Here is a 26,296-nt window from a genome sequence, read left to right on the forward strand (position 1 = left end):
GCGGCGCGCCTGCAAGACAGCGCAGCCCTGAGGGCTGGGTGATCTCCTACAGGGTTCAGCGCCAGCTTATTCGGCGATCAACCAGTCCATGCGGTAGCTGCCAGCGGTCTGCGCCAGCTCTTTGGCCAGCCACGGCAACAGCTCCTTGAGCTCGTCCTCCAGCCCCCACGGCGGGTTGGCAATGGCCAGGCCCGAGCCGTTCAGGCCCTGCGGGCTGTCCTGGTGATGTACGTACAGCTCCACCCGCAGCAGCTTGGGCGCGCCGGTGCTGGTCAGGTCCTGGTAGAAGCGGGTCAGCGAGCGCTGGTCCTTGATCGGGTACCAGATCGCCGCGACGGTCTGGCGCATGCGGCCGATCGCCTCTTTCATCGCCACGGTGCAGCGCTTGAGCTCGTCGGCCTGCTCGAATGGCGGGTCGATCAGCATGATCGCGCGTTTTTCCTGCACCGGCAGCAGGGCCCGCGGGATGTGCCAGCCTTCGCCCAGGTGCACGGTGACGCGCGGGTCCTTCTTCATGTTCTCTTTGAGCAGCACGCCGTCTTCGGGGTGCTTTTCGTTGAGCTGTGCACGATCCTGCTCGCGCATCAGGCGACGGGCCAGCTCCGGCGAGCCTGGGTAGTAGCGCAGCTCGCCGTTCTTGTTCAGGCGCTTGATGACGCCCAGGTAGTCGGCGGTGACGGCCGGCAGGTCATCGCGATTCCACAAACGGGCGACGCCTTCGAGGTATTCACCGGTACGGCTCGCCTGATCGCCCTGCAGGTCGTACAGCCCCAGGCCTGCGTGGGTGTCGATATAGGCGAACGGCTGCTCCTTGCGCGACATCAGGGCGATGAGGCGGGTGAGCACGATGTGTTTGAGGACGTCGGCGTGGTTGCCGGCGTGGAAGGCGTGACGATAGTTCATGAGGACTCCTGCGGGGACGCCAAGTTTACCTTGCCTTGACGGCCGCAAAAAGCATCGCGGGGCAAGCCCGCTCCCACGCCACTTGTAGAGGCTGCGTGGGAGCGGGCTTGCCCCGCGATAGGGACAACGCCGATTCAGCAGGTATTACTTGTCGGCGTGATACTGCGCATCAGCGGTTTCAAAGCGCGAAACCATGCTGTTCGACGGGCTGCCCAGCTTGCTCACCAGGACGATGGCGATGGTGGCGAACAGGAAGCCGGGAATGATCTCGTACAGATCGGTACCCAGCTGCTTCCACAGGATCACGGTCAGCGCACCGACCACGATGCCCGCCAGCGCACCATTGCGGGTCATGCCTTTCCACAGTACCGACAGCAGCACCACCGGACCGAAGGCGGCACCGAAGCCAGCCCAGGCGTAGGCCACCAGGCCCAGCACACGGTTCTCAGGGTTGGCAGCCATGGCGATGGCGATCAGTGCAACGGCCAGCACCATCAGGCGGCCGACCCACACCAGTTCCTGCTGCGAAGCGTTCTTGCGCAGGAAGCTCTTGTAGAAGTCTTCGGTCAGGGCGCTGGAGCACACCAGCAGCTGGCAGCTCAGGGTGCTCATCACCGCCGCCAGGATGGCCGACAGCAGCACACCGGCGATCCATGGGTTGAACAGGATCTTGGCCAGTTCGATGAACACGCGCTCACGGTTCTCGGTGACCGGGCCGGCGAGGTCCGGGTGCGCCGAGAAGTAGGCGATGCCGAAGAAGCCCACGGCACAGGTGCCGGCCAGGCACAGGATCATCCAGGCCATGGAGATGCGGCGGGCATTGGCGATCGACTTCACCGAGTCGGCGGCCATGAAGCGCGCCAGGATGTGCGGCTGGCCGAAGTAGCCCAGGCCCCAGCCCATCAGCGAGATGATGCCAATGAAGGTAGCGCCCTTGAACATGTCGAAGTGCGCCGGGTCCACCGCCTCGATGGCGAGGAAGGTGGTGTCGAAGCCACCGGTGGAGATCAGCACGATGATCGGCGTGAGGATCAGCGCGAAGATCATCAGCGAGGCCTGCACGGTGTCGGTCCAGCTCACCGCCAGGAAGCCACCGACGAAGGTGTAGGCGATGGTGGCCGCGGCACCGGCCCACAGGGCGGTTTCGTAGGACATGCCGAAGGTGCTTTCGAACAGGCGGGCGCCGGCGACGATGCCCGAGGCGCAATAGATGGTGAAGAACACCAGGATCACGATGGCGGAGATGATCCGCAGCACGCCACTCTGGTCTTCGAAGCGGCTCGAGAAGTAGTCCGGCAGGGTCAGCGCATCACCGTTGTGCTCGGTCTGCACCCGCAGACGGCCGGCAACGAACAGCCAGTTGAGGTAGGCGCCGACGGTCAGGCCGATGGCGATCCAGGCTTCGGAGAGGCCGGCGAAGTAGATGGCGCCCGGCAGGCCCATCAGCAACCAGCCGCTCATGTCGGAAGCGCCGGCGGACAGCGCGGTTACCACGCTACCAAGGCTGCGGCCACCGAGGATGTAGTCGGAAAGGTTCTTGGTGGAGCGATAGGCGGCGAAGCCGATCAGCACCATTGCCGCGATGTACACCACGAAGGTGATGGTAAGAGGATTGCCCATGAGTTGTGCCCTGGCGTTGTTTTTATCTCCAGCGACCGCCGTGCATGACGACGGTTGCACCCAGGCGGCGCATCCTATGCAACAACATGAACGAGGTGCAACCACTTTTCATTTGCAAGTTGCACCCAATCCTGCATTTTCGGACAAAACCGTGTTTTTGCTCCATTTCGGAGCAAACACAACGTTTTCCATAACAAAAAACACCGAAAAAGACCTTTTCCGCTGTACGGAAACGTCCTTCAGACGAGTTGCACCTTTGCCCCGAAAATTTCGGGTTGCACCCGGTTGCACCCGAATTGTCCTACAGGCTAATCTTGCCTCCAGCTTAGGTCACACCCGTGGCCAATAACGAGGATAAGAAATGGCGACGACCACCCTTGGGGTCAAACTTGACGACCCGACCCGTGAGCGACTCAAGGCAGCTGCGCAGTCCATCGACCGCACGCCGCACTGGTTGATCAAGCAAGCGATCTTCAACTATCTCGAGAAGCTCGAGGGTGGCGCCACCCTGAACGACCTCAACGGCCACGCCGTCAACCTTGGCGACGAGGCCGGCGAAGCGCCGACCGACCACGCCCACCAGTGCTTCCTGGAGTTCGCCGAAAGCATCCTGCCGCAATCGGTGCTGCGCTCGGCGATCACCGCCGCCTACCGCCGCCCTGAGCCGGAAGTAGTGCCGATGCTGCTGGAGCAGGCGCGCCTGCCGGCCGCCCAGGCCGAAGCCACCAACAAGCTGGCCGCCAGCCTGGCCGACAAGCTACGCAACCAGAAGAGCGCTGGCGGGCGTGCCGGCATCGTCCAGGGCCTGCTGCAGGAGTTCTCACTGTCCTCGCAGGAAGGCGTGGCACTGATGTGCCTGGCCGAAGCCCTGCTGCGCATCCCCGACAAAGGCACCCGCGACGCGCTAATCCGCGACAAGATCAGCACCGGCAACTGGCAACCGCACCTGGGCAACAGCCCGTCGCTGTTCGTCAACGCCGCCACCTGGGGCCTGCTGTTGACCGGCAAGCTGGTCAGCACCCACAACGAATCCGGCCTGACCTCCTCGCTCACCCGCATCATCGGCAAGAGCGGCGAGCCGATGATCCGCAAGGGCGTCGACATGGCCATGCGCCTGATGGGCGAGCAGTTCGTCACCGGCGAAACCATCGCCGAGGCACTGGCCAACGCCAGCAAGTTCGAAGCCAAGGGCTTCCGCTACAGCTATGACATGCTCGGCGAAGCCGCGCTGACCGAGCACGACGCACAGAAATACCTGGCCTCCTACGAGCAGGCGATCCATTCGATCGGCAAAGCGTCCCATGGCCGTGGCATCTATGAAGGCCCGGGCATCTCGATCAAGCTGTCGGCCCTGCACCCGCGCTACAGCCGCGCCCAGTACGAGCGCGTGATGAACGAGCTGTACCCGCGCCTGCTGTCGCTGACCCTGCTGGCCAAGCAGTACGACATCGGCCTGAACATCGACGCCGAAGAGGCCGACCGCCTGGAGCTGTCGCTGGACCTGCTCGAGCGCCTGTGCTTCGAGCCGTCGCTGGCCGGCTGGAACGGCATCGGCTTCGTTATCCAGGCCTACCAGAAGCGCTGCCCGTATGTGATCGACTACGTCATCGACCTGGCCAAGCGCAGCCGCCACCGCCTGATGATCCGCCTGGTAAAAGGCGCGTACTGGGACAGCGAGATCAAGCGCGCCCAGGTCGAAGGCCTGGAAGGCTACCCGGTCTACACCCGCAAGGTGTACACCGACGTTTCCTACGTCGCCTGCGCCCGCAAGCTGCTGGCCGTGCCGGAAGCCATCTACCCGCAGTTCGCCACCCACAACGCCCACACCCTGTCGGCCATCTACACCATCGCCGGGCAGAACTACTACCCGGGCCAGTACGAGTTCCAGTGCCTGCACGGCATGGGCGAGCCACTGTACGAGCAGGTTGTAGGCAAGGTCTCCGAAGGCAAGCTGAACCGTCCGTGCCGCGTGTATGCACCGGTCGGCACCCACGAAACCCTGCTGGCCTACCTGGTACGCCGCCTGCTGGAAAACGGCGCCAACACCTCGTTCGTCAACCGCATCGCCGACCACTCGATCTCGATCCAGGAACTGGTCGCCGACCCGGTCGCCAGCATCGAGCGCATGGGCACCCAGGAAGGCAGCATCGGCCTGCCGCACCCGCGCATCCCGATGCCGCGTGCGCTCTATGGCAGCGAGCGGGCCAACTCGGCCGGTATCGACATGGCCAACGAACACCGCCTGGCGTCGCTGTCCTGCGCCCTGCTGGCCACCGCCCACAACGACTGGAAAGCCGCCCCGCTGCTGGCCTGCGCCGCCAGCGAGCAAGCCGCCGTGGCGGTGCTCAACCCAGCGGATCACCGCGATGTGGTCGGCCACGTGCAGGAAGCCACCGTTGCCGACGTCGACAACGCCATCCAGTGCGCGCTGAACGCCGCACCGATCTGGCAGGCCACCCCGCCAGCCGAGCGTGCCGCGATCCTGGAACGCGCCGCCGACCTGATGGAAGCCGACATCCAGCCGCTGATGGGCCTGCTGGTGCGCGAAGCTGGCAAGACCTTCGCCAACGCCATCGCCGAAGTGCGCGAAGCCGTGGACTTCCTGCGCTACTACGCGGTGCAGGCACGCAACGACTTGCGCAACGACAACTGCCGCCCGCTGGGCCCGGTGGTGTGCATCAGCCCGTGGAACTTCCCGCTGGCGATTTTCTCCGGCCAGGTGGCCGCAGCACTGGCCGCCGGCAACCCGGTACTGGCCAAGCCCGCCGAACAGACCCCGCTGGTCGCCGCCCAGGCCGTGCGCCTGCTGCTGGAAGCCGGCATCCCCGAAGGCGTGCTGCAACTGCTGCCAGGCCAGGGCGAAACCGTCGGTGCCGGCCTGGTCGGTGACGAACGCGTCAAAGGCGTGATGTTCACCGGTTCCACCGAAGTCGCCCGCCTGCTGCAACGCAACATCGCCGGCCGCCTGGACAACCAGGGCCGCCCGATCCCACTGATCGCCGAAACCGGCGGCCAGAACGCCATGATCGTCGACTCCTCGGCCCTCACCGAGCAGGTGGTGATCGATGTGGTGTCCTCGGCCTTCGACAGCGCCGGTCAGCGTTGCTCGGCCCTGCGCGTGCTGTGCCTGCAGGAAGACTCCGCCGACCGCGTGATCGAGATGCTCAAGGGCGCCATGGCCGAAAGCCGCCTGGGCAACCCCGAGCGCCTGTCCGTGGACATCGGCCCGGTGATCGACGCCGAAGCCAAGGCCGGTATCGAGAAGCACATCCAGGGCATGCGCGACAAAGGCCGCACCGTGTACCAGGTGGCCATCGCCGAAGGTGAAGAGGTCAAGCGCGGCACCTTCGTGATGCCGACCCTGATCGAGCTGGAAAGCTTCGACGAGCTGCAGCGCGAGATCTTCGGCCCGGTGCTGCACGTGGTGCGCTACAACCGCAAGGACCTGGACCAGCTGATCGAGCAGATCAACGCCTCCGGTTACGGCCTGACTCTGGGCGTGCACACCCGCATCGACGAGACCATCGCCAAGGTGGTGGGTAACGTCAATGCCGGCAACATGTACGTCAACCGCAACATCGTCGGTGCCGTGGTCGGCGTGCAGCCATTCGGCGGTGAAGGCCTGTCCGGCACCGGCCCGAAGGCCGGCGGCCCGCTGTACCTGTACCGCCTGCTGTCGACCCGCCCGGCCGACGCCATCGCCCGCCACTTCCAGGCCGACGATGCCCGCAGCCCGGCCGACACCACCCTGCGCGACCAGCAGATCAAGCCGCTGAACACGCTCAAGAGCTGGGCGGCCGGCAGCCAGCTGAGCGACCTGGCCGCGCTGTGCGAGCAGTTCGCCGGACAGTCGCAGAGCGGCATCACCCGCGTATTGCCCGGCCCGACCGGCGAGCGCAACAGCTACAGCGTGCTGCCCCGTGAGCACGTGCTGTGCCTGGCCGACAACGAAGCCGACCTGCTGGCGCAGTTCGCGGCGGTGCTGGCGGTGGGTAGCTCGGCGGTGTTCCAGGACGGCGAGCCGGCCAAGACCGTGCGCGGCCGTCTGCCGAAGGAGCTGCAAGCGAAGATCAAGCTGGTAGCCGACTGGAACAACGACGACGTGGCATTCGACGCGGTGATCCACCACGGCCACTCGGACCAGCTGCGCGGCATCTGCGAGCAGGTGGCCAAGCGTGCTGGTGCGATCGTTGGGGTGCATGGGCTGTCGAGCGGCGATCACCAGATTGCCCTGGAGCGCCTGGTGATCGAGCGGGCGGTGAGTGTGAACACCGCTGCGGCGGGGGGTAACGCCAGCCTGATGACCATCGGTTGATGCTGATGGGGTGAATGAAAAAGGAGAGCTTCGGCTCTCCTTTTTTATGGGCGCTGGACAGGCCTCTTGGCGGGCAACGTCAGCTCTCCCGATTACTGAAACCAGCTGATGACTGCCAGCAGCAAAGTCAGCGAGAGGGACACAGTAATGGACAGGACAACAACCCCCCATAGCAACAAGCCAGGCGTCATCCAGATCCAGTTTGCCCACGACATACGGGAGTTCTGAGCGCCCTGCGGGTCCCCCGCTAGCAGATTGGCAGCCTGCTGGAGCTTGACCTCTACCCATATCAACAGTGCATACGCCCCAATGGCGAACGGTAGAAACCAGAGTGGATCAATGGCATCAACCATTAGCCCTGAGCCGATCTGACATATCATCACGGCCAGATAGAGCAGGAACAATGCAGCAGGAGACCAACGCTGCCCCAGACCAGCGCGAACCAGATCTCGATCGAGCCGCCTGATCAATGGATAGAGATAAAAAATAAGGAAGAATGCCCTGGCCAACGGCCATATTCGATCGCCTGTTGCGCAACGCTGATGGACCCAGTGTCGATGGAAACAAAACCACCAATAAAGACCCAGGCTGAAGAAGCTCATCAAGGCCAGCTTTTTGGGAGAAACCACGAAATACCCAGCCGGGCGCATGTTATGGGCGAATTTTTCATCAGGCATTTGTCTTACTCAGCAAACATTTTCCAAACGCCATTCAATACGCTTCAACTAAAAAGTGCAGCGCGCCCAAGTCTGAGTAACTTGCCAGAGCGGTATTACAGCAAAGTAATAAATACATCCGATCAGCGTAGGAAAACTTCCTTATGCTTGGCTTCCATTGCTTTACTTGGATAAAAGATAAGGAGAGCTCAGGCTCTACTTTTTATTGCAATCTTACTGGCCTCTTCGCGGGTAAATCGCAGCGGCGAACCGCCGCTCCCACAGGCGCAACGCAGACCCTGAGGCAAAAGTGAAACTGTGGGAGCGGGTTTACCCGCGAAGAGGCCAGCACCGGCAACACAAACTTCAGTGCTTCATGCCGAGCTCGGCATCATCCATCAGTGCCTTGGCCAAGGCGCTCAGGTAATAAGACGCCCAGAGCAGCTGTGGCTTCTCTTCCATGATCCCGGTGATGGTCAGGTCGCGCACACAGCCCATCAGCTCCGACGCTTGATCGCGGGCGTGCTGGCAAGGGATGCCGGGTTCGATGCAGAACAGCGGTGCGGTCATGCCCTCGCCTTGGTAGAACTTGGTCTTGCCGACGGTGGTTTTGGGTGTGGTGTCGATTGTCGTCATTGTTTGATCCCCTGAAGTTTTCCGGTGCCTGTGCGGGCCTCATCGCTGGCAAGCCAGCTCCCACAAGGTGAGGCGTGCGTCATATCTGTGGGAGCCGGCTTGCCGGCGATGAGGCCCGCCTGAACAACACAGCGCTCACGGCCTAATGCATCGCCTGCTGCTGCGCCGGCATCTGCACCTGAATCAGTGCCGATTCGAGCAACACCCGCAGCGCTTCGGTCTCGTGCATCGCCGTCATCAACAAGACCGAAACGGGCGACTTGGGCTGCAGCAGCATCGCCTGATGGACCACGGTCACTGCGCACAGGGCGTACTCGGTGGCCTGGATCAGGGTGTCTTCAAGGGAGTGATGGTTGTGGGGTGGATCGGGGACGATCTTCAGCATGATGAATCCTCAATTTGAGATGGAACCATCACCATTCGCTGTCAAACAAAGGGTGGCAGCTGTACATGGGTTGACAGACCGGTCAAATAGAGGAAACCCGGCGCACCCGAAGATGCCCCACGCACAGCCGCCATAAGGGCATAGCCATACGGTCGTATTTGAGTCGGCCTGTCAAAGCCGGTCGCTGCATTCGCAACGACCGCCCGAGACTAGTGACCAACCCACAGCACCGCAATGGCTTGAAAGGGGGCAGAAGTATGTTTGGGAAATGGACTACAGGGAATAGGGGAAGTCTCGGGATTTGCGTAGGAAACGCGGCAGAGGTAACCCTTGGTTCCAGCGCTTCCAGGTCCATAGCTACGATCGCATGAGGGCGTCCAAGCGCTGGGCGAAAGCCTTGCAGCGCCTACAAGATCGAGCGCCGCCCGCGCGGCGCTTCGCGGGTAAACCCGCTCCCACAGTTTGTTTCGGGCCAGTCTTTCCTGTGCCATCACCTGGGTCGCCTTGTTGGTACGACGCGGTTTCAGTGTGGGCGTTGCCGCCGCTCCACATGACTCAAGGCATGCACCAAGGCAGGCGCCGATACTTTCACAGGAACAATTGGCCCGAAACAGATGTAGGAGCGGCCTTGTGCCGCGATGCGCCGCGCGGGCGGCGCTCGATCTCACAGGCGCTGAAGAGCTTTCGGCGAACACCTGGCAGCCCTGACCTAATCAGAAAAAATCCGCGCAACTACAGCGAAGCAAGCATCACGCAGATTTCTTTCTCACCGTGAAGTCAACTTCCAGATCAGCATTCGCCAGAATATTCACCAAAGCATCCAACGAGAACTTATCGATCTTGCCATTGAGCAGATCACTCAAGCGAGGCTGAGTGAGGTGCAGCCGCCGTGCTGCGTCTTTCTGCGGCAGATCCCAAGACTGGACAAGCTTGGTCAGCAGTCTCATCAGTTTCGCCCGAAGCCGCAGGTTTTCGGCCTCTTCGGGTGAGTCGAACAGCGCATCCCATACCGAAGTGGAGCGTTCGTTTGTCATCGCAAATCCCTCTGTGCATCCGTACTTCAAAACAATGCGCTTCAACAGGTACCTAACAACTTGTATCTCGCTTTCGCCAGGTCGATGTCGCGCTTCTCAGTCTTCTCGGTCTTCTTGCGAAACGCATGCAGGACATAGATCGCCTCTGGCCGATTCACCACGTAAAACACGCGAAACGCACCATCCCTACACTTGATTCGGATTTCCCGCGCCCCTGCACCCACGCTGTCCATCGGCTTCCAATCGGCGGGCTCTTCACCATCCTGGATCAGCGCCAACTGATACCCCGCCCGCTGCCTTGCCACTATTGGAAAATCCCGCAGGTCCTGCTTGCTGCTACCCAACCACTCGATTGGCTTCTGCTCATTCTGCATCCTGCACGCTCCTGCCAACGCTCACACCCGGCCCGATCAGCCAAAGGTGCAAGCTCTCCATGAGCGGCAAGGTTAAATCTATATCGGTATCGATATAAGCGCAATTCCATGACAAGGCTTTGCGACGGCTGACGCCCACCTGCATACCGCCGGGCGCACGACAGCGGTCAGGGCGATGGCGGCTTCTAAACCCATATCACCCAAACCAATTAACCTGTCCCCCGCCCCACCACCCCGCCTAGACTCGCCGCACCCCGACCCAGGAATGCCGCCATGTCCGAGCAACTCCTCAGCAGCCGCAACCTCGCCTTCGAACTCTACGAAGTACTCGACGCCGAGGCCCTGACCCAACGCCCGCGCTTCGCCGAGCACAGCCGCGAAACTTTCGACGCGGCGCTGACCACCGCCCGTACCATCGCCGAGAAGTACTTCGCCCCGCACAACCGCAAGGGCGACGAAAACGAGCCCCGCTACGTGGACGGCCGCGCCGAACTGATCCCGGAAGTGAAACCAGCAGTGGACGCCTTCCTCGAAGCCGGCTTCCTCAACGCCAACCGCGATTTCGAAGTGGGCGGCATGCAGCTGCCCAGCCTGGTATCGCAAGCCTGCTTCGCCCACTTCCAGGCTGCCAACGCCGGCACCACGGCCTACCCTTTCCTGACCATGGGCGCGGCCAACCTGATCGAGAGCTTCGGCAGCGAAGAACAGCGGCGCCTGTTCCTGCAACCGATGATCGAAGGCCGCTACTTCGGCACCATGGCCCTGACCGAGCCCCACGCCGGCTCCTCGCTGGCCGATATCCGCACCCGCGCCGAGCCTGCCGGCGATGGCAGCTACCGGCTCAAGGGCAACAAGATCTTCATCTCCGGCGGCGACCACGCGCTTTCGGAGAACATCGTGCACATGGTCCTGGCCAAACTGCCGGGCGCACCGGCTGGCGTGAAAGGCATCTCGCTGTTCATCGTGCCCAAGTACCTGGTCAACCCCGACGGCAGCCTGGGCCCGCGCAACGATGTGCTGCTGGCCGGGCTGTTCCACAAGATGGGCTGGCGCGGCACCACCTCCACCGCACTGAACTTCGGCGACAACGGCCAGTGCGTGGGCTACCTGGTCGGCCAGCCGCACCAGGGCCTGGCCTGCATGTTCCAGATGATGAACGAAGCTCGTATCGGCGTCGGCATGGGCGCGGTGATGCTCGGTTACGCCGGCTACCTCTACTCACTGGAGTACGCGCGCCAGCGCCCGCAAGGCCGCCTGCCGGACAACAAGGACCCACACAGCCCGGCCGTGCCGATCATCGAGCACAGCGACGTGAAGCGCATGCTGCTGGCCCAGAAGGCTTACGTGGAAGGCGCCTTCGACCTGGGCCTGTACGCCGCGCGGTTGTTCGACGACACCCACACCGCGCCCGAAGAACACGCCCGCCAGCAAGCCCAGCAACTGCTCGACCTGCTCACCCCGATCGTCAAATCCTGGCCCTCGACCTTCTGCCTCAAGGCCAACGAGCTGGCGATCCAGATCCTCGGCGGCCATGGCTACACCCGCGAATACCCGGTCGAGCAGTACTACCGCGACAACCGCCTGAACCCGATCCACGAAGGCACCGAGGGCATCCAGTCCCTCGACCTGCTGGGCCGCAAGCTGGCGCAGAACGGCGGCGCCGGGCTCAAGCAACTGATCCGCCTGATCGCCGGCACCTGCGAGCGCGCCAGCCATCAGCCGAACCTGGATAACCTGCGCCAGCCGCTGGAGCAGTTGGTCAATCGCCTGCAAGCGGTCACCCTGGCCCTGCTCGGCGACCTGGCCCAAGGCAAGGTTGCCGGGACCCTGGCCAACTCGGCGCTGTACCTGAAGGCCTTCGGTCACTGCGTGATCGGCTGGCGCTGGCTGGAGCAGGCCATCCATGCCGAACTCGGCCTGCTCAAGGGCCGCGACCGCGACTTCTACCAGGGCAAGCTGAAGGCCGCGCGTTATTTCCTCACCTGGGAAGTACCGGGCTGCCATAATGACCTCGCATTGCTCGAGGCCCGCGACGATACGTGCCTGGGCATGCAAGAGGGGTGGTTCTAGGGGGAGCCACCGCGCCAACGGAGGTTTCCCATGTTCGATTCCAGCGCCCTGCTGCGCCAGCGCTTCGCCGCGCTGCGCAGCACGGCCGAAGTGTTCTCGCTTCGCCACGTCAAGCAATCGCACCAGTCCCTTTCAGTACGCCGCAATGTCGCCGAGCCGCCGCACTTCAGCCAGGATGAAGGCGCCATGCTCACCGTGCGGGTCAACGGCGTCGAAGCCTACGCGGCCACCGCCGACCTGTCGCAAAGCGGCCTGCAGCGTGCCCTTGAACAGGCCGAAGCACTGGCCCGGCGCATCAAGGCCTATAGCCTGCTCGACCTCAGCGGCCAAGCCGCCCCGAGCGAGCGTCACGACCACGTTTCGCCCAACTTCGAGCAGCCCCTGCCCAACCTCGCTGACTGCCTGGAGCTGCTGGCCGCAGAATCCGCCAGCGTGCCCAAGGACAGCCGCCTGGTGGACTGGCAGGCCAGCCTGGGCATCAGCCTGGTCGAGCAGACCTACCTGAACTCCGCCGGCGCCGAGTTGCGCCATGCCCAGCGCTTCGTCTACCCAGGCCTGGGCGTCACCGCCAGCGACGGCCAGGACAGCCAGAGCCGCACCCTGGGCCGCGACAACTTCGGCCAGCAAGGCAGCGTCGAGGTGATCGAGCGCTGCGGCCTGGTCGGCGCGGCCCGCCGCGTGGCCGACGAAGCCTTGCAACTGCTGCTGGCGCCCAACACGCCGAGCGGCACCCGCGACCTGCTGCTGATGCCTGACCAGATGATGCTGCAGATCCACGAGTCCATCGGCCATCCGCTGGAGATGGACCGCATCCTCGGCGACGAGCGCAACTACGCCGGCACCAGCTTCGTCAAAGCCGCCGACTTCGGCCACCTGCAATACGGCTCCACGCTGCTCAACGTGACCTTCGACCCGACCATCGGCGAAGAGCTGGCCAGTTACAGCTTCGACGACGACGGCACCCCGGCCAGCAAGCAGTTCCTGATCCGCAACGGCTTGCTGGTGCGCCCGCTGGGCGGCGCGCTATCGCAACTGCGTTCGGGCCTGGACGGCGTGGCCAACAGCCGCGCCTGTGGCTGGAACCGCGCGCCGATCGACCGCATGGCCAACCTCAATATCGAGCCAGGCGACCAGCCGCTGGAGCAACTGATCGGCGCAATCGAAAACGGCATCCTGATGCGCACCAACCGCTCGTGGTCCATCGATGACGCCCGCAACAAGTTCCAGTTCGGCTGTGAATGGGGCCAGTTGATCGAGAACGGCGAGCTCAAGGGCGTGGTGAAAAACCCGAACTACAGAGGCATCTCCGCCGATTTCTGGCGCAACCTGTCGGCGGTGGGCGATCGCAGCACCTTCCAGGTACTGGGCACGCCCAACTGCGGCAAGGGTGAACCCAACCAGGTGGTGCGGGTCGGCCACGCTTCGCCGGCCTGCGTGTTCCGCCAGATCGACGTATTCGGAGGGGACGCCTGATGAGCACCTATCAACAACGTTTCGAAGACCTGCTCGGCGCCCTGCGCGATGCGCTGCAACCCGGCGAGCAGTTCACCCTGGGCTACAGCGCCGAACACTCGCAGTTCGTGCGCTTCAACCATGCCAAAGTGCGTCAGGCCGGGCTGGTCAGCCAGGCCAGCGTGCAGCTGCGGCTTATTCGCGATGGCCGCCAGGCGGAGCAGCAGATCACCCTGGGCGATGACGCCGAGCTGGATCGCCAGCGCCTGCATGACGGCCTCGGGCAACTGCGTCAGACCCTGCCGCTGCTGCCGGTCGATCCGTACCTGAGCCTCGACGAGAGTGCCTGGCACAGCCACAGCCTGCTGGAGCAGCCACTGCCCGAGCTGAATGAAGTGCTGGCCCTGGTCGAGCACGAGGCCAACGACCTGGACCTGGTCGGCATCTACGCCGCCGGCCCCATCTGCCGCGGCTTCGCCAGCTCGTTCGGCGCCTTCGGCTGGCACCAGGCCAATAGTTTCAACTTCGACTGGAGCCTGTTCCACGCCAACGGCCAGGCGGTCAAAGCCAACTATGCAGGCCAGGCCTGGAGCGGCGAGGCCTTTGCCGCGCGCCTGCGCCTGGCCCGCGAACAGCTGCAACACCTGGGCCGCCCGGCCATTACCCTCAAGCCCGGCAGCTACCGCGCCTACCTGGCGCCAGCGGCGATGGACGAAATCGCCGGGATGCTCTGCTGGGGTGGTTTCTCCGCCCAGGCACTGGCCACGGGGAACAGCTCGCTGCAACGCCTGTACAACGGCGATGCACGACTGAGCCCGCTGGTGAGTTTCAGCGAACAGGTCAGCGGCTCGTTGAGCCCGGCGTTCTCCGACGAGGGCTCGCCGCGTCGCGACCTGCTGCTGATCGGTGAAGGCCGGGCACTGGAACGGCTGGTGAGCGCCCGCAGCGCCGCCGAGTTCACACTTCAGGCCAATGGCGCCGACAGCTACGAATCGCCATGCGCACTGAGCCTGGCGCCGGGCAACCTGCCCAGCGCGCAGATCCTCGAACGCCTGGGCACCGGGCTGTACATCAGCAACCTGTGGTACCTGAACTACTCGGACCTGCCCGCCGCGCGGATGACCGGGCTGACCCGGTTCGCGACGTTCTGGGTGGAGAACGGGCAGATCCAGGGGCCGGTGAGCACCATGCGCTTCGATGACAGCCTTTACAGCCTGCTGGGCAGCCAGCTCGAAGACCTGACCCAGGAGCGCGAGATGATCCTGTCGACCAGCACTTATGGGCAGCGCAGTACCGGGTCGAGCCATCTGCCGGGGGCGTTGGTCAAAGGGCTCACCTTGACCTTGTAAAACTACAACGTGGGAGCGGGCTTGCCCCGCGATAGGGCCAGCCAAGGCAACATCAATGGCCGATCCGACGCCATCGCGGGGCAAGCCCGCTCCCACGCCCGTTCCCCTCCCACAATGGGCTCTACACTCGCCTGAGGTTTCCCATGCCCGAACGCGCACCGCTGGACCCCGTCACCGCCCGCTGGATCCCCTGGGTGGTGGCCATCGCTTTCTTCATGCAGTCGCTGGACGGCACCATCCTCAACACCGCGCTGCCGGCCATGGCCCGCTCGCTGGCCGAGGACCCCTTGCGCATGCAGGGCGTGATCATCGCCTACATGCTCACCGTGGCGCTGCTGATCCCGGCCTCGGGCTGGATCGCCGACCGCTTCGGCACCAAGCGCATCTTCTTCAGCGCGATCCTGCTGTTCAGCTTCGGCTCGCTGCTGTGCGCCATGGCCAACAGCCTGGGTTTCCTGATCTTCGCCCGGGTGGTGCAGGGCCTGGGCGGGGCGCTGATGCTGCCGGTAGGCCGGCTGGTGGTGCTGCGCGCCTACCCGCGCAGCGAGCTGGTGCGGATCATGAGCTTCATCACCATCCCCGGCCTGCTCGGCCCGCTGCTCGGCCCGACCCTCGGCGGCTGGCTGGTGGAGATCCTGACCTGGCACTGGATCTTCCTGCTCAACCTGCCGGTGGGCGCCCTCGGTTGCTATGCGGTGTGGAAGTTCATCCCCGACCTGCGCGGCGCCGAGCGCACCCGCTTCGACGCGCCGGGCTTCGTGCTGTTCGGTGCGGCGATGGTGCTGATCACCATCGCCATGGAAGGCCTGGGCGAGCTGCACCTGCCGCACCTGCGGGTGATGCTGTTGCTGTTCGCCGGCATGGCCTGCCTGGCCGCGTACTGGCTGCGTGCCGGGCGTGACCCGGAGCCCCTGTTCTCGCCGTCGCTGTTCCGCGTGCGCACCTTCGCCATCGGCATCCTCGGCAACCTGTTCGCCCGCCTGGGCAGCGGCGCCCTGCCCTTCCTGGTGCCGTTGCTGCTGCAGGTGGCGCTGGGTTACTCGCCGGCCCAGGCGGGCATGAGCATGATCCCGCTGGCTGCAGCAGCGATGCTGGCCAAGTCGGTGGCCCGGCCGCTGATCGAACGCCTGGGCTATCGCATCGTGCTCACCGGCAATACCTTGCTGCTGGGCCTGCTGCTGGCCAGCCTGGGACTGGTCGATGAACAGACGCCCTATGCCCTGCTGCTGGTGCAACTGGCGTTGCTGGGGGCGGTGAACTCGATGCAGTTCACGGCGATGAACACCGTGACCCTGATCGACCTCGACGACGCCAGCGCCAGCAGCGGCAACAGCCTGCTGTCGGTGGTCGCGCAACTGTCGCTGAGCCTGGGCGTGGCCTGCGCCGGTGCGCTGCTCGGCGGTTTCACCGCTGCCGGCAGCGCCGAAGGCGTGCAAAGCACCCTGGGGGCGTTCCAGCTGACCTTCGTCACCATCGGCGTGATGGCCATGCTGGCGGCGGCGATCTTCCTGCAACTGGCGCCGACAGACGGAAGGCGCGCTCGTCGTCCGGAAGAGCACGTCGAGTCGTAGGGCGAATGGCCATGAGGCTGGTAGACTGTGCGACATTTTTTGCATCGCAGTAGGCCCGCCTCGTGACCGTTGAAACCACCGCCTTTGCCACCCTCCCGCTGTCCGCCGCCATGCTGGCCAACCTGGACGCCCTGGGATACGCCTCGATGACCCCGATCCAGGCCCAGAGCCTGCCGGTCATTCTCAAGGGCCAGGACCTGATCGCCCAGGCCAAGACCGGCAGCGGCAAGACCGCCGCGTTCGGCATCGGCCTGCTCAATCCGATCAACCCGCGCTACTTCGGTTGCCAGGCGCTGGTGCTGTGCCCGACCCGCGAGCTGGCCGACCAGGTGGCCAAGGAGCTGCGCCGTCTGGCCCGGGCCGAGGACAACATCAAGATCCTCACCCTGTGCGGTGGCGTTTCGCTGGGCCCGCAGATCGCCTCGCTGGAGCACGGCGCGCACATCATCGTCGGCACCCCGGGGCGCATCCAGCAGCACCTGGACAAAGGCACCCTGGTACTCGACGGCCTCAACACCCTGGTACTCGACGAAGCCGACCGCATGCTCGACATGGGCTTCTTCGACGCCATCGCCAGCATCATCGGCAAGACCCCGTCGCGCCGCCAGACCCTGCTGTTCTCGGCCACCTACCCGGCCGGCATCGAGCAATTGGCCAAGAACTTCATGCGCCAGCCGCAGCAGGTGAAGGTCGAAGCGCTGCACAGCGACAACCAGATCGAACAGCGTTTCATCGAGATCGACGCGCAGCAGCGCCTGGAAGCCGTGACCCGCGTGCTCGGCCACTACCGCCCGCAGTCCTGCGTGGCGTTCTGCTTCACCAAGCAGCAGTGCGAAGACGTCGTGGCCCACCTCACCGCCAAGGGCATCGTTGCCCAGGCGCTGCACGGCGACCTGGAGCAGCGCGACCGCGACCAGGTGCTGACCATGTTCGCCAACCGCAGCAGCTCGGTGCTGGTAGCCACCGACGTGGCCGCCCGCGGCCTGGACATCGATGGCCTGGACATGGTCATCAACGTCGAGCTGGCGCGTGACGCCGAGATCCACGTGCACCGCGTCGGCCGTACCGGCCGTGCCGGCGAGAAGGGCGTGGCGATCAGCCTGGTGGCCCCGGCCGAGGGCCACCGCGCCCAGGCCATCGAAGACCTGCAACAGCAGCCGCTGCGCTGGGAGCAGTTGGACAACCTGAAGAACAAAGGCGGCGAGCCACTGCTGCCGGCGATGACCACCCTGTGCATCGGCGCCGGGCGCAAGGACAAGCTGCGCCCGGGCGATATCCTCGGTGCGCTGACCGGCGATGCCGGCTTGCCGGGCAAGCAGGTGGGCAAGATCGCCATTTTCGACTTCGTGGCGTTCGTGGCCGTGGAGCGGGCAGTGGCCAAGCAGGCCATGCAGCGCCTGAACAGCGGCAAGATCAAGGGTCGCGCCCTGAAAGTCCGCATTATTTAAACCGATCAGCAGATCGCTCGTGGGAGCGGGCTTGCCCCGCGATGGCGTCAGCAGGGCCAACATCATTGCCTGCACCAGCGCATCGCGGGGCAAGCCCGCTCCCACGCTTCCCCCTACTTTGCCAAAGGTTCCAACCGTGCACTCCACCGACGTGATCATCCTCGGCGCCGGCGCCGCCGGCCTGATGTGCGCCCAGCTCACCGCCCGCCGTGGCCGTCGGGTGCTGCTGCTCGACCACGCCAACAAACCGGGCAAGAAGATCCTCATGTCCGGCGGCGGGCGCTGCAACTTCACCAACATGTACACCGAGCCTGCCAACTTCCTCTCGCACAACCCGCATTTCTGCAAGTCGGCGCTGGCCCGCTACACCCAGTGGGACTTCATCGAACTGGTGTGCAAGCACGGCGTGCCGTACCACGAGAAGAAGCTCGGCCAGCTGTTCTGCGACAACAAGTCCAGCGACATCCTCGACATGCTGCTGGCCGAGTGCGACGCGGCCGGCGCCGAACTGCGCATGAACACCAGCATCGAACAGATCGAGAAAACCGAAGGCGGCTACCGCCTGCAGACCAGCGCCGGCCCGTTCGCCTGCCAGTCGCTGGTGATCGCCACCGGCGGCCTGTCGATCCCGACATTGGGCGCCACCGGTTTCGGCTACCAGGTCGCGCGCCAGTTCGGCCACCAACTGCTGCCGACCCGCGCCGGCCTGGTGCCGTTCACCATCACCGAGCCCCAGCTCAAGGCACTGTGCACCGAGCTGTCCGGCACCTCGCTGGACTGCACCGCCAGTTGCAACGGCACAAGCTTCCGGGAAAACCTGCTGTTCACCCACCGCGGCCTGAGCGGCCCGGCGATCCTGCAGATTTCGTCGTTCTGGGAGGCCGGCGACACCGTCGAGATCAACCTGCTGCCCGACCGCGATGCCCTGGAGTGGCTGCAGGGCCAGCAAGTCGAGCGCCCCAACAGCGAGCTGAAGACCGTGCTGGGCGAGGTGTTCACCCGCAAGCTGGCCAACCTGCTGGCCGAGCAGTGGTTCGAATCCAAGCCGCTGAAGCAGTACACCCCGGCAGAGTTGGCGCAGATCGCCGGCAAACTGGCGGCCTGGCAGGTGGTGCCGGCGGGCACCGAGGGCTATCGCACTGCCGAGGTGACCCTGGGCGGCGTGGATACCCGCGAGGTGTCGTCCAAGACCATGGAATCGCTGAAGAGCCCCGGGCTGTACTTCATCGGCGAGGTGCTGGACGTGAGCGGGCACCTGGGTGGTTTCAACTTCCAGTGGGCCTGGGCTTCGGCCAACGCTGCGGCGCAGTTCGTGTAGAGTAGAATCCATTCAGCAGCACGGAACGCTTCTTGCTGGTCTGTGTTGTGACGGGTGCAAAACCATCGCGGGGCAAGCCCGCTCCCACAAAGGCCTCCTGTGTCTCGTGGGAGCGGGCTTGCCCCGCGATGAGGCCCCCAAGGTTCTAGTCCGCAAACTGCCCAGCAGGCCATCATGTCATCGAGCTCGTTCCGCCATTCATTGCGTCGCCTGTGGGGCCAAGACAAGTTCAGCTACGCCATTCGTGTGACCATCGCCCTCACCGGCAGCATGGCCTGGTGCTGGTACCAGAACGAGATGAGCCTGCTCATCCCGCTGTTCCTCGGCATCATCGCCAGCGCGCTGGCCGAGACCGATGACGGTTGGCAGGGCCGCCTCAGCGCCCTGCTGGTCACCCTCGGCTGTTTTGCCATCGCCGCCCTGTCGGTGGAGCTGCTGTTCCCCTACCCCTGGATCTTCGCCATCGCCCTGGCCCTGGCCGCCTTCGGCCTGACCATGCTCGGCGCACTGGGCGAGCGCTACGGGGCGATCGCTTCGGCGACCTTGATCCTGTCGGTGTACACAATGATCGGCGTGGACCAGCGCGGCGGCGAGGTCAATGACTTCTGGCACGAGCCGCTGCTGCTGGTGACCGGCGCCGCCTGGTACGGGCTGCTGTCGGTGCTGTGGCAGGCGCTGTTTTCCAACCAGCCGGTGCAACAGAGCCTGGCCAAGCTGTTCTATGAACTGGGCAGCTACCTCAAGCTCAAGGCCAGCCTGTTCGAGCCGATCCGCGGCCTAGACGTCGAGGCCACGCGCCTGGAACTGGCCAAGCAGAACGGCAAGGTGGTGGCCGCGCTCAACGCCGCCAAGGAAATCATCCTGCACCGAGTCAGCAACAGTCAGCCCAATTCCAAGGTCAGCCGCTACCTCAAGCTGTACTTCCTGGCCCAGGACCTGCACGAGCGGGTCAGCGCCTCGCACTACCCCTACAACGCCCTCAACGAGGCGTTCTTCCACAGCGACGTGATGTTCCGTTGCCAGCGCCTGCTGCGCAAACAGGGTGCCTCCTGCCAGGAGCTGGCACGCTCGATCCGCCTGCGCCAGCCGTTCGTGCTCGCCAGCGGCTACCCCGAAGCGCTGGAAGACCTGAATGCTTCGCTGGAGCACCTGCGCGAACAGAACAACCCGGCCTGGCGCGGGCTGCTGCGCTCGCTGCGGGCCCTGGCCGCCAACCTGGCCACGCTGGACCGCCTGCTGGGCGCCGCGAGCAACCCGGACAGCCTGGCAGACGCCAGCGACAGCAGCCTGCTCGACCGCTCGCCGCGCAACCTGAAGGATGTATGGCAGCGCTTGCGCACCCAGCTGACCCCCACCTCGCTGCTGTTCCGCCATGCCCTGCGCCTGTCGCTGGCACTGTCGGTGGGCTACGGCATGGTGCACCTGATCCACCCGACCCAGGGCTACTGGATCATCCTCACCACCCTGTTCGTCTGTCAGCCCAACTACGGGGCGACCCGGCGCAAGCTGGGCCAGCGGATGCTCGGCACCGCCATCGGCCTGACCGTGGGCTGGGCGCTGTTCGACCTGTTCCCCAACCCGCTGATGCAGTCGGCCTTCGCCGTGGTCGCCGGGGTGGTGTTCTTCGTCAACCGCACCACCCGCTACACCCTGGCCACGGCGGCGATCACCCTGATGGTGCTGTTCTGCTTCAACCAGACCGGCGATGGCTATGGGCTGTTCCTGCCGCGCCTGTTCGATACCCTGGTCGGCAGCCTGATCGCCATCCTCGCGGTGTTCCTGTTCCTGCCCGACTGGCAGGGCCGCCGGCTGAACAAGGTGCTGGGCAATACCCTGGCCTGCGCCAGCCAGTACCTGCGCCAGATCATGCAGCAGTATGCCCACGGCAAGCGCGACGACCTGGCCTACCGCCTGGCCCGGCGCAACGCGCACAACGCCGACGCCGCGCTGTCCACCACCCTGGCCAACATGCTCATGGAGCCCGGGCATTTCCGTAAGGAAGCGGATGTCGGCTTCCGCTTTTTGGTGCTGTCGCACACCCTGCTCAGTTATCTCTCAGGGCTTGGGGCACACCGCGACACCGCGTTGCCGGCCGAGGTCCATGAACAGCTGATCGAGGGTGCAGGCCAGACCTTGGCCGCCAGCCTCGACGAAATCGCCAACGGCCTGGCCGCGCGCCTGCCGGTGGCGATCCACAGTGACGCGGAAGAGGCCCTGGCCAATGCGCTGGAGCAGATGCCCGAGGATCTGGACGAGCACCAGCGCCTGGTGCAGACCCAACTGGCGCTGATCTGCCGTCAATTGGGGCCGCTGCGCACGTTGGCGGGGCACCTGATCAAGGAAGGTGAGCCGGGCTGATTGCGTGGTTACCTGTACTGGCCCTATCGCCGGCAAGCCGGCTCCCACATGGATCGCGCCGATTTCGCGGCAAGCATCGTACCTGTGGGAGCCGGCTTGCCGGCGATAGGGCCAACGCAGATCAGAAACCGTGCTGGCGCAACAACCGGGCGTAGCTGCCATCGGCCTTCATCGCCGCGATGGCCTTCTCGAACCGTGCCACCACCTGCCCGTGCTCCGGGTGCTTGAGGCTGACCAGGATGTGCAGGCTGTTCTCGCTCAGCGGCGGGTCGACGAAGCTCACCCCATCGCGCACCTGCTGCGGTTCGCGCTGCAGGTTGTAACGCGCCACGTACTCGTCCTCCACCGTCAGGTTGACCCGCCCGGCCGCGAGCATCCGCACCGCCGACGAGAAACTGCGCACCGGCACTTTGTTCAGACGCTCGTCGCTGTCGAAGCCCGGTGAGTAGGCATAGTCGCGCACCACGGCGATGGTGTAGGGATAGAGGTCGGCCTGACGCGTGAACACGAAGCCTTCGCCCTGGCGCTGGAGCAGGCGGATACGGTTGATGAGGTAGGGGCCGGAGAACTCGCCGATGCGCGTGCGCTCATCGTTGTACCAGGCGTTGACCAGTACGTCGTAACGCCCCTCGCCAATGCCCATGAGGGCCCTGGCCCAGGGCACTTCCTCGAACGAAGTGGCGAAACCTGCCCGGTTCAGCGCCGTGGTGACGATGCTGGTGGCCAGGCCACCGCCGGGCATGGCGGCATCGGTAAAGGGCGGCCAGCTGTCGGCCACCAATCGCAGTTTCTCCTGGGCGGCTGCCGGCATCGCGCACAACAAACCCAGTATTCCAAGAACGCAAAGCAGTGGCCGCATGCTCAAATCCTTTCGCAGTTGGGGGCCCCACGCTGAAGATGGCGATCTCTACTCACAACAGAGCCTGCAGATTACACAAGCCGCATGCCGGCGACAGCGGACAATAATGTCATTTAGCCTCTATTTTGGCCGAACGACATCTGACGTGATTTGCAGCAAAGCCAGGCTCGTGCGCAGCGGCCGGATTTGCGATGATCGAGCGCCATTACAAGGAGCTCATACCCATGTCCATCGAGTGGATTTGCAAACACCACAGCGACCTCGGCAAGGAACAGCTCTACGCCGTCCTGCAACTGCGTACGGCAGTGTTCGTGGTCGAGCAGCGCTGTGCCTACCAGGAAGTCGACGGGCAGGACCTGAGCGGCGACACCCTGCACCTGATGGGTTGGCAGGACGACAAGCTGGTGGCGTATCTGCGCCTGCTCGACCCGCAATCACAGGGTGGCGACGTGGTCATCGGGCGGGTGGTGACGGCAGCCGACGCACGGGGTGGCGGCCTGGGCCATCAGTTGCTGCTCAAGGGGCTGGAGTGTGCCGAACATTGCTGGGCGGGGACGCCGGTGTACCTGTCGGCGCAGGCGCATTTGCAGGGGTACTACGCTCGGCATGGTTTCGTGGCGGTAGGCGAGGAATATCTGGAAGACGACATTCCCCATATCGGCATGCGCAAGGGCTGAAGCCGCCGGTGGGCGCGCCAGATCTTTAAAGTGTGAGCAAGGCAGTTGCTCCCACCTGACAGCGCCGAACTCAAGACCTGCACTCTGCCTGTGGGAGCGGGTTTACCCGCGAAGATGACACCTCGGTGCCTGGCACGGGCTATGCCCGTGTTCGCGGGTGAACCCGCTCCCACAGTGATCGCGCAACGGTTTGAATAGCGAGCAAGACAATTGCTCTCACCAGGACCGCGCAGAGATCACGGATAACCCAGCACATCCCTGATCTGGCGCAGATGCTGGATGATCCACTGCTTGTCGATCGCCCCCCAGTCACGGATGCGGTAATGCCCGGCATGGTTGCGGGCGCCGCTCTGCTGCTCGAACTCACAGACGATGTCCAGGTCGGCCAGCGCAGCGATGGTGTCCTGGGCGGTGCGCCGGGGCATGCCGGTGGCCTCCATCAGCGCCGGCACACTGGTGGCGGTCTGGCTGTCGATCAGCCAGGCCACGTACAGGCGGCGGTAGAAACTGCTGCGGGTCTTGCTCACTTCCGTGCTCATCTGGTGCTTGTCCCTCAGGTGTTGCCCGGCAGCTCCCGATAGGTCAGGTAGACGCGCAGGTCGAATTCCAGTTGGTGGTAGTCCGGCTCCATGTGCTGACAGAGCTGGTAGAAGGCCTTGCTGTGGTCGCGCTCCTTCAGGTGCGCCAGTTCGTGCACCACGATCATGCGCAGAAACTGCGGCGCCGCCTCCTTGAACAGCGAGGCGATGCGGATCTCTTTCTTGGCCTTGAGCTTGCCGCCCTGTACCCGCGACACCGCGGTATTCAAGCCGAGGGCGCGATGGGTCAGGTCCAGGCGGTTGTCGAACAGCACCTTGTCCAGCGGCGGCGCGCTGCGCAGGTATTCCTGCTTGAGATCCTGGGCGTAGCCGTACAACGCCTTGTCATTCTGTACCGTATGCCGCTCGGCATAGCGTTGGTCCAGGTAGGCACCCAGGCGGCCGCTGGCGATCAGCTGACGCACCTGGTCTTGTAGATGCGGCGGGTAGGCTTGCAGGTAGCGTAAGGCGGTCATCAGGGTGCAGATCGGGGTAAGGAGCGCCGAGTTTACCAATCACTCGCCCCAAGGGAATACCGCCGGGAAGTCGCCGGCATCGGCGGCGGTCATCGGCCTTGCAACAAGGAACCCCTGCACGTAGGCACAACCCGCGCCCTTGAGCCATTGCGCCTGCGCCTGCGTTTCCACGCCTTCGGCAATCACGGTGATGCCATAGGCCGCGCACAGTTCGATGACACTGCGCACCAGTGCGATGTCGGCCGCCGAATCCGGCAGCCGCGCCACCAGGTGACGGTCGAGCTTGAGGGTATCGATGGGCAGGTCGCGCAGCATGCGCAGCGAGCAGTCACCCGCACCGAAGTCGTCCAGCGCCACGCGGATGCCCATCTCGCGCAGCCGATTCACCTGCTTCACCGCCGCGTCGATGTTGTACATCAGCGAGGTCTCGGCCACCTCGACCTCCAACTGGGCAGGCAACAGGGCATATTCGTCGATTACCCGCGCCAGTTCGTCGGCAAGGCCCGGCATGGCGAACTGGGCTCGGCTCAGGCTGATGCTCAGTACCAACCGGGCCCCGAAGCGCGCCCCCCATTCCTTGCGCTGGGCAGCGCCCTTGCGGTAAATCCAGCTGGCCAGGCGATTGATCAGTCGCGCTTCTTCCAGCAAGGGGATGAACAACCCCGGCGGCACATCGCCGACACTTGGGTGCTTCCAACGCAGCAAGGCTTCGAAGCCGCGCAAATGGCCATCGCCGAAAGCCACCTGAGGTTGATAGACCAGGTTGAAGTCGTTCTGCTCGATGGCCGCGCGCACGCTATCTTCGAGCATCAGCCGCGAGCGCGCCCGGCCATTGAGCTCCTGGTCATAGAAACGGTACTGCTGGCGCCCGGCCTGCTTGGCGGCGTACATCGCAGCATCCGCCGCGCGCAGCAAGCCCTCGACGCTGGAACCGCAATCGGGGTAGGTGGCAATGCCGATGCTCACCCCCAGGCTGACCTCCAGCCCGTCCACTTCCTGCAGGCCCGACAGGCGCTCCAGCAGTTTCTCGGCAAAGCGCCCGGCCTGCTCCGGGTACGGCAGCCCGTCGAACAGCGCGGTGAACTCATCACCGCCCATGCGCGCCAGCAGCGCTTCGTTACCCAGGCAATCCTTGAGCTGCTCGCCCACCCAGCGCAGCACCTTGTCGCCGGCCTCGTGACCAAGCAGGTCGTTGATCCGCTTGAAACCGTCCAGGTCCATGTACATCAGGGCGCGGGCCTTGTCCGAGCGTTCGTTGCGCAGCAACGCGCCTTCGGCGGCCTGGTAGAAGCCACGACGGTTGAGCAGCCCGGTCAACGGGTCAGTCACCGCTTGGTACTCCAGCTGTTGATGCAGGCTGCGCACCACCGACATGTCCAGCACCGTCACCACCATGGCCCGCTGCTCGACGGGCAACGGCGCGCAGGACAGCGCCACCGGCACAAGCTGGCCGGAGACGGTGCGCAATTGAGCGTCATGCACGCGGAAGATCTGCCTACCCAGATACGCCTGGTAGAAGTCCGACTCGCGCCACAGGCTGGCGCAAGGCAACTGGATCAAGTCCAGCACGTGGGCGCCCTGCAAGGTGTCCACTGGTGCATTGAGCAGCCGCGAGATGGCGGGGTTGGCGAAGCCGATAGTGCCCGCCTCGTCGACCACCAGGATGCCCTCGGCAGCGTTTTCCAGGATCGAGGCGTTGAAGGCCCGTGCCGACTCCAGTTCGCGGGTCAGGCGCTGCAGCATGCGGCGGTTGCGCTGCTGGTCCAGCTGGGCCTGCACCTTGGGTTTGAGGATTTGTGGGTCGAAGGGTTTGAACAGGTAGTCCACCGCGCCACTGGCATAACCCTTGAGTACAGCGGCGTCGGACTGCTCGTTGGCGGTAAGGAAAATAATCGGGGTCAGCCGCGTGCGCTGGCTGCCGCGCATCAGCCGGGCGACCTCGAAGCCGTCCATCTCGGGCATCTGCACGTCGAGCAAGACCAGGTCGACTTCGTGTTCGAGCAGCGCGCTCAGGGCTTCCATCCCCGAACTGGCGGTCAACACCTGCCAATCCTGACGGGCCAGCAACGCCCGCATGCTGATGAGATTCTCCGGATAGTCGTCTACGACCAGTAGCACCGACCGGCTGTCCGGAGGTTGTGTGTGAGCGACATCCATGCTGCTTCCCATGTTAAGACCGACCCTGGCCCGCTATTGGATCCGATCTTTACTCTAGAC

20 protein-coding genes are annotated in these 26,296 nt (G+C 64.5%); 9 read left to right on the forward strand and 11 right to left on the reverse strand.

Going from position 1 to position 26,296, the window contains the following annotated elements; all coding sequences use genetic code 11:
- Positions 1-66: 66 nt before the first annotated feature.
- On the reverse strand, positions 67-903 hold the full coding sequence (locus EJA05_RS25695) for a 23S rRNA (adenine(2030)-N(6))-methyltransferase RlmJ (protein ID WP_125465792.1): 837 nt from the start codon (positions 901-903) through the stop codon (positions 67-69).
- Between the two features lie 144 nt (positions 904-1,047).
- Complete coding sequence (gene putP, locus EJA05_RS25700; RefSeq protein ID WP_125860708.1) at positions 1,048-2,523, reverse strand: sodium/proline symporter PutP; 1,476 nt, start codon at positions 2,521-2,523, stop codon at positions 1,048-1,050.
- Between the two features lie 361 nt (positions 2,524-2,884).
- Here putP and putA point away from each other — a divergent pair, with 361 nt between their 5' ends.
- Positions 2,885-6,838 (forward strand): trifunctional transcriptional regulator/proline dehydrogenase/L-glutamate gamma-semialdehyde dehydrogenase, encoded by a 3,954-nt coding sequence (gene putA, locus EJA05_RS25705; RefSeq protein ID WP_125860710.1) that lies wholly within the window; start codon positions 2,885-2,887, stop codon positions 6,836-6,838.
- Positions 6,839-6,930: 92 nt separating this feature from the next.
- Here the strand turns inward: putA and EJA05_RS25710 are convergent, their stop codons facing one another.
- The 5 genes from EJA05_RS25710 to EJA05_RS25730 all read right to left on the reverse strand — a co-directional run bounded on the left by EJA05_RS25710 (position 6,931) and on the right by EJA05_RS25730 (position 9,923).
- On the reverse strand, positions 6,931-7,515 hold the full coding sequence (locus tag EJA05_RS25710; protein WP_125860712.1) for a hypothetical protein: 585 nt from the start codon (positions 7,513-7,515) through the stop codon (positions 6,931-6,933).
- Positions 7,516-7,860: 345 nt separating this feature from the next.
- Complete coding sequence (locus tag EJA05_RS25715; RefSeq protein WP_125860713.1) at positions 7,861-8,130, reverse strand: DUF3077 domain-containing protein; 270 nt, start codon at positions 8,128-8,130, stop codon at positions 7,861-7,863.
- A 142-nt stretch (positions 8,131-8,272) separates the two neighbouring features.
- Positions 8,273-8,515, reverse strand: coding sequence for a hypothetical protein (locus tag EJA05_RS25720; protein WP_125465796.1), 243 nt, complete (start codon positions 8,513-8,515; stop codon positions 8,273-8,275).
- A 749-nt stretch (positions 8,516-9,264) separates the two neighbouring features.
- Positions 9,265-9,549, reverse strand: a complete 285-nt coding sequence (locus EJA05_RS25725) for a helix-turn-helix domain-containing protein (protein WP_125860715.1) — start codon at positions 9,547-9,549, stop codon at positions 9,265-9,267.
- A 41-nt stretch (positions 9,550-9,590) separates the two neighbouring features.
- Positions 9,591-9,923 (reverse strand): type II toxin-antitoxin system RelE/ParE family toxin, encoded by a 333-nt coding sequence (locus tag EJA05_RS25730; protein ID WP_125860717.1) that lies wholly within the window; start codon positions 9,921-9,923, stop codon positions 9,591-9,593.
- Between the two features lie 273 nt (positions 9,924-10,196).
- Here EJA05_RS25730 and EJA05_RS25735 point away from each other — a divergent pair, with 273 nt between their 5' ends.
- The 7 genes from EJA05_RS25735 to yccS all read left to right on the forward strand — a co-directional run bounded on the left by EJA05_RS25735 (position 10,197) and on the right by yccS (position 21,489).
- The gene (locus EJA05_RS25735; protein WP_125860719.1) at positions 10,197-11,993 is read left to right on the forward strand and encodes an acyl-CoA dehydrogenase; all 1,797 of its coding nucleotides are present in this window, start codon (positions 10,197-10,199) and stop codon (positions 11,991-11,993) included.
- Between the two features lie 30 nt (positions 11,994-12,023).
- Positions 12,024-13,466: a TldD/PmbA family protein gene (locus tag EJA05_RS25740; protein WP_125860721.1), complete on the forward strand. Its 1,443-nt coding sequence runs from the start codon at positions 12,024-12,026 to the stop codon at positions 13,464-13,466.
- Complete coding sequence (locus EJA05_RS25745; protein WP_125860723.1) at positions 13,466-14,794, forward strand: TldD/PmbA family protein; 1,329 nt, start codon at positions 13,466-13,468, stop codon at positions 14,792-14,794. The genes EJA05_RS25740 and EJA05_RS25745 overlap by 1 nt, the downstream gene beginning before the upstream one ends.
- A 143-nt stretch (positions 14,795-14,937) precedes the next feature.
- Complete coding sequence (gene mdtD / locus EJA05_RS25750) at positions 14,938-16,365, forward strand: multidrug transporter subunit MdtD (protein ID WP_125860725.1); 1,428 nt, start codon at positions 14,938-14,940, stop codon at positions 16,363-16,365.
- Positions 16,366-16,475: 110 nt separating this feature from the next.
- A complete protein-coding gene (gene dbpA, locus EJA05_RS25755) occupies positions 16,476-17,813 on the forward strand; it encodes an ATP-dependent RNA helicase DbpA (protein WP_267285401.1) in 1,338 nt (445 codons plus the stop codon).
- Between the two features lie 136 nt (positions 17,814-17,949).
- Positions 17,950-19,131 (forward strand): BaiN/RdsA family NAD(P)/FAD-dependent oxidoreductase, encoded by a 1,182-nt coding sequence (locus EJA05_RS25760; protein WP_125860729.1) that lies wholly within the window; start codon positions 17,950-17,952, stop codon positions 19,129-19,131.
- A gap of 174 nt (positions 19,132-19,305) precedes the next feature.
- Positions 19,306-21,489, forward strand: a complete 2,184-nt coding sequence (gene yccS / locus EJA05_RS25765; protein WP_125860731.1) for a YccS family putative transporter — start codon at positions 19,306-19,308, stop codon at positions 21,487-21,489.
- Positions 21,490-21,610: 121 nt separating this feature from the next.
- On the opposite strand, the gene EJA05_RS25770 is transcribed toward yccS, so the two are convergent.
- Positions 21,611-22,348: a substrate-binding periplasmic protein gene (locus EJA05_RS25770; protein WP_125860733.1), complete on the reverse strand. Its 738-nt coding sequence runs from the start codon at positions 22,346-22,348 to the stop codon at positions 21,611-21,613.
- A 224-nt stretch (positions 22,349-22,572) separates the two neighbouring features.
- On the opposite strand from EJA05_RS25770, the gene EJA05_RS25775 reads away from it, so the two are divergent.
- Complete coding sequence (locus EJA05_RS25775) at positions 22,573-23,025, forward strand: GNAT family N-acetyltransferase (RefSeq protein ID WP_125465805.1); 453 nt, start codon at positions 22,573-22,575, stop codon at positions 23,023-23,025.
- Between the two features lie 236 nt (positions 23,026-23,261).
- Here the strand turns inward: EJA05_RS25775 and EJA05_RS25785 are convergent, their stop codons facing one another.
- Genes EJA05_RS25785 through EJA05_RS25795 form a run of 3 tightly spaced genes read right to left on the reverse strand, consistent with a single transcriptional unit; the run spans position 23,262 to position 26,236 of the window.
- The gene (locus EJA05_RS25785) at positions 23,262-23,564 is read right to left on the reverse strand and encodes a winged helix-turn-helix domain-containing protein (protein ID WP_125465806.1); all 303 of its coding nucleotides are present in this window, start codon (positions 23,562-23,564) and stop codon (positions 23,262-23,264) included.
- Between the two features lie 14 nt (positions 23,565-23,578).
- Positions 23,579-24,079: a M48 metallopeptidase family protein gene (locus EJA05_RS25790; protein WP_125465807.1), complete on the reverse strand. Its 501-nt coding sequence runs from the start codon at positions 24,077-24,079 to the stop codon at positions 23,579-23,581.
- 39 nt (positions 24,080-24,118) lie between these two features.
- Entirely contained in the window at positions 24,119-26,236 is a 2,118-nt protein-coding gene (locus EJA05_RS25795) for a putative bifunctional diguanylate cyclase/phosphodiesterase (protein WP_125860735.1), read from the reverse strand.
- Between the last annotated feature and the right edge of the window lie 60 nt (positions 26,237-26,296).

Origin of the sequence: Pseudomonas oryziphila, assembly GCF_003940825.1 — a bacterium.
GTDB classification, from domain to species: domain Bacteria; phylum Pseudomonadota; class Gammaproteobacteria; order Pseudomonadales; family Pseudomonadaceae; genus Aquipseudomonas; species Aquipseudomonas sichuanensis.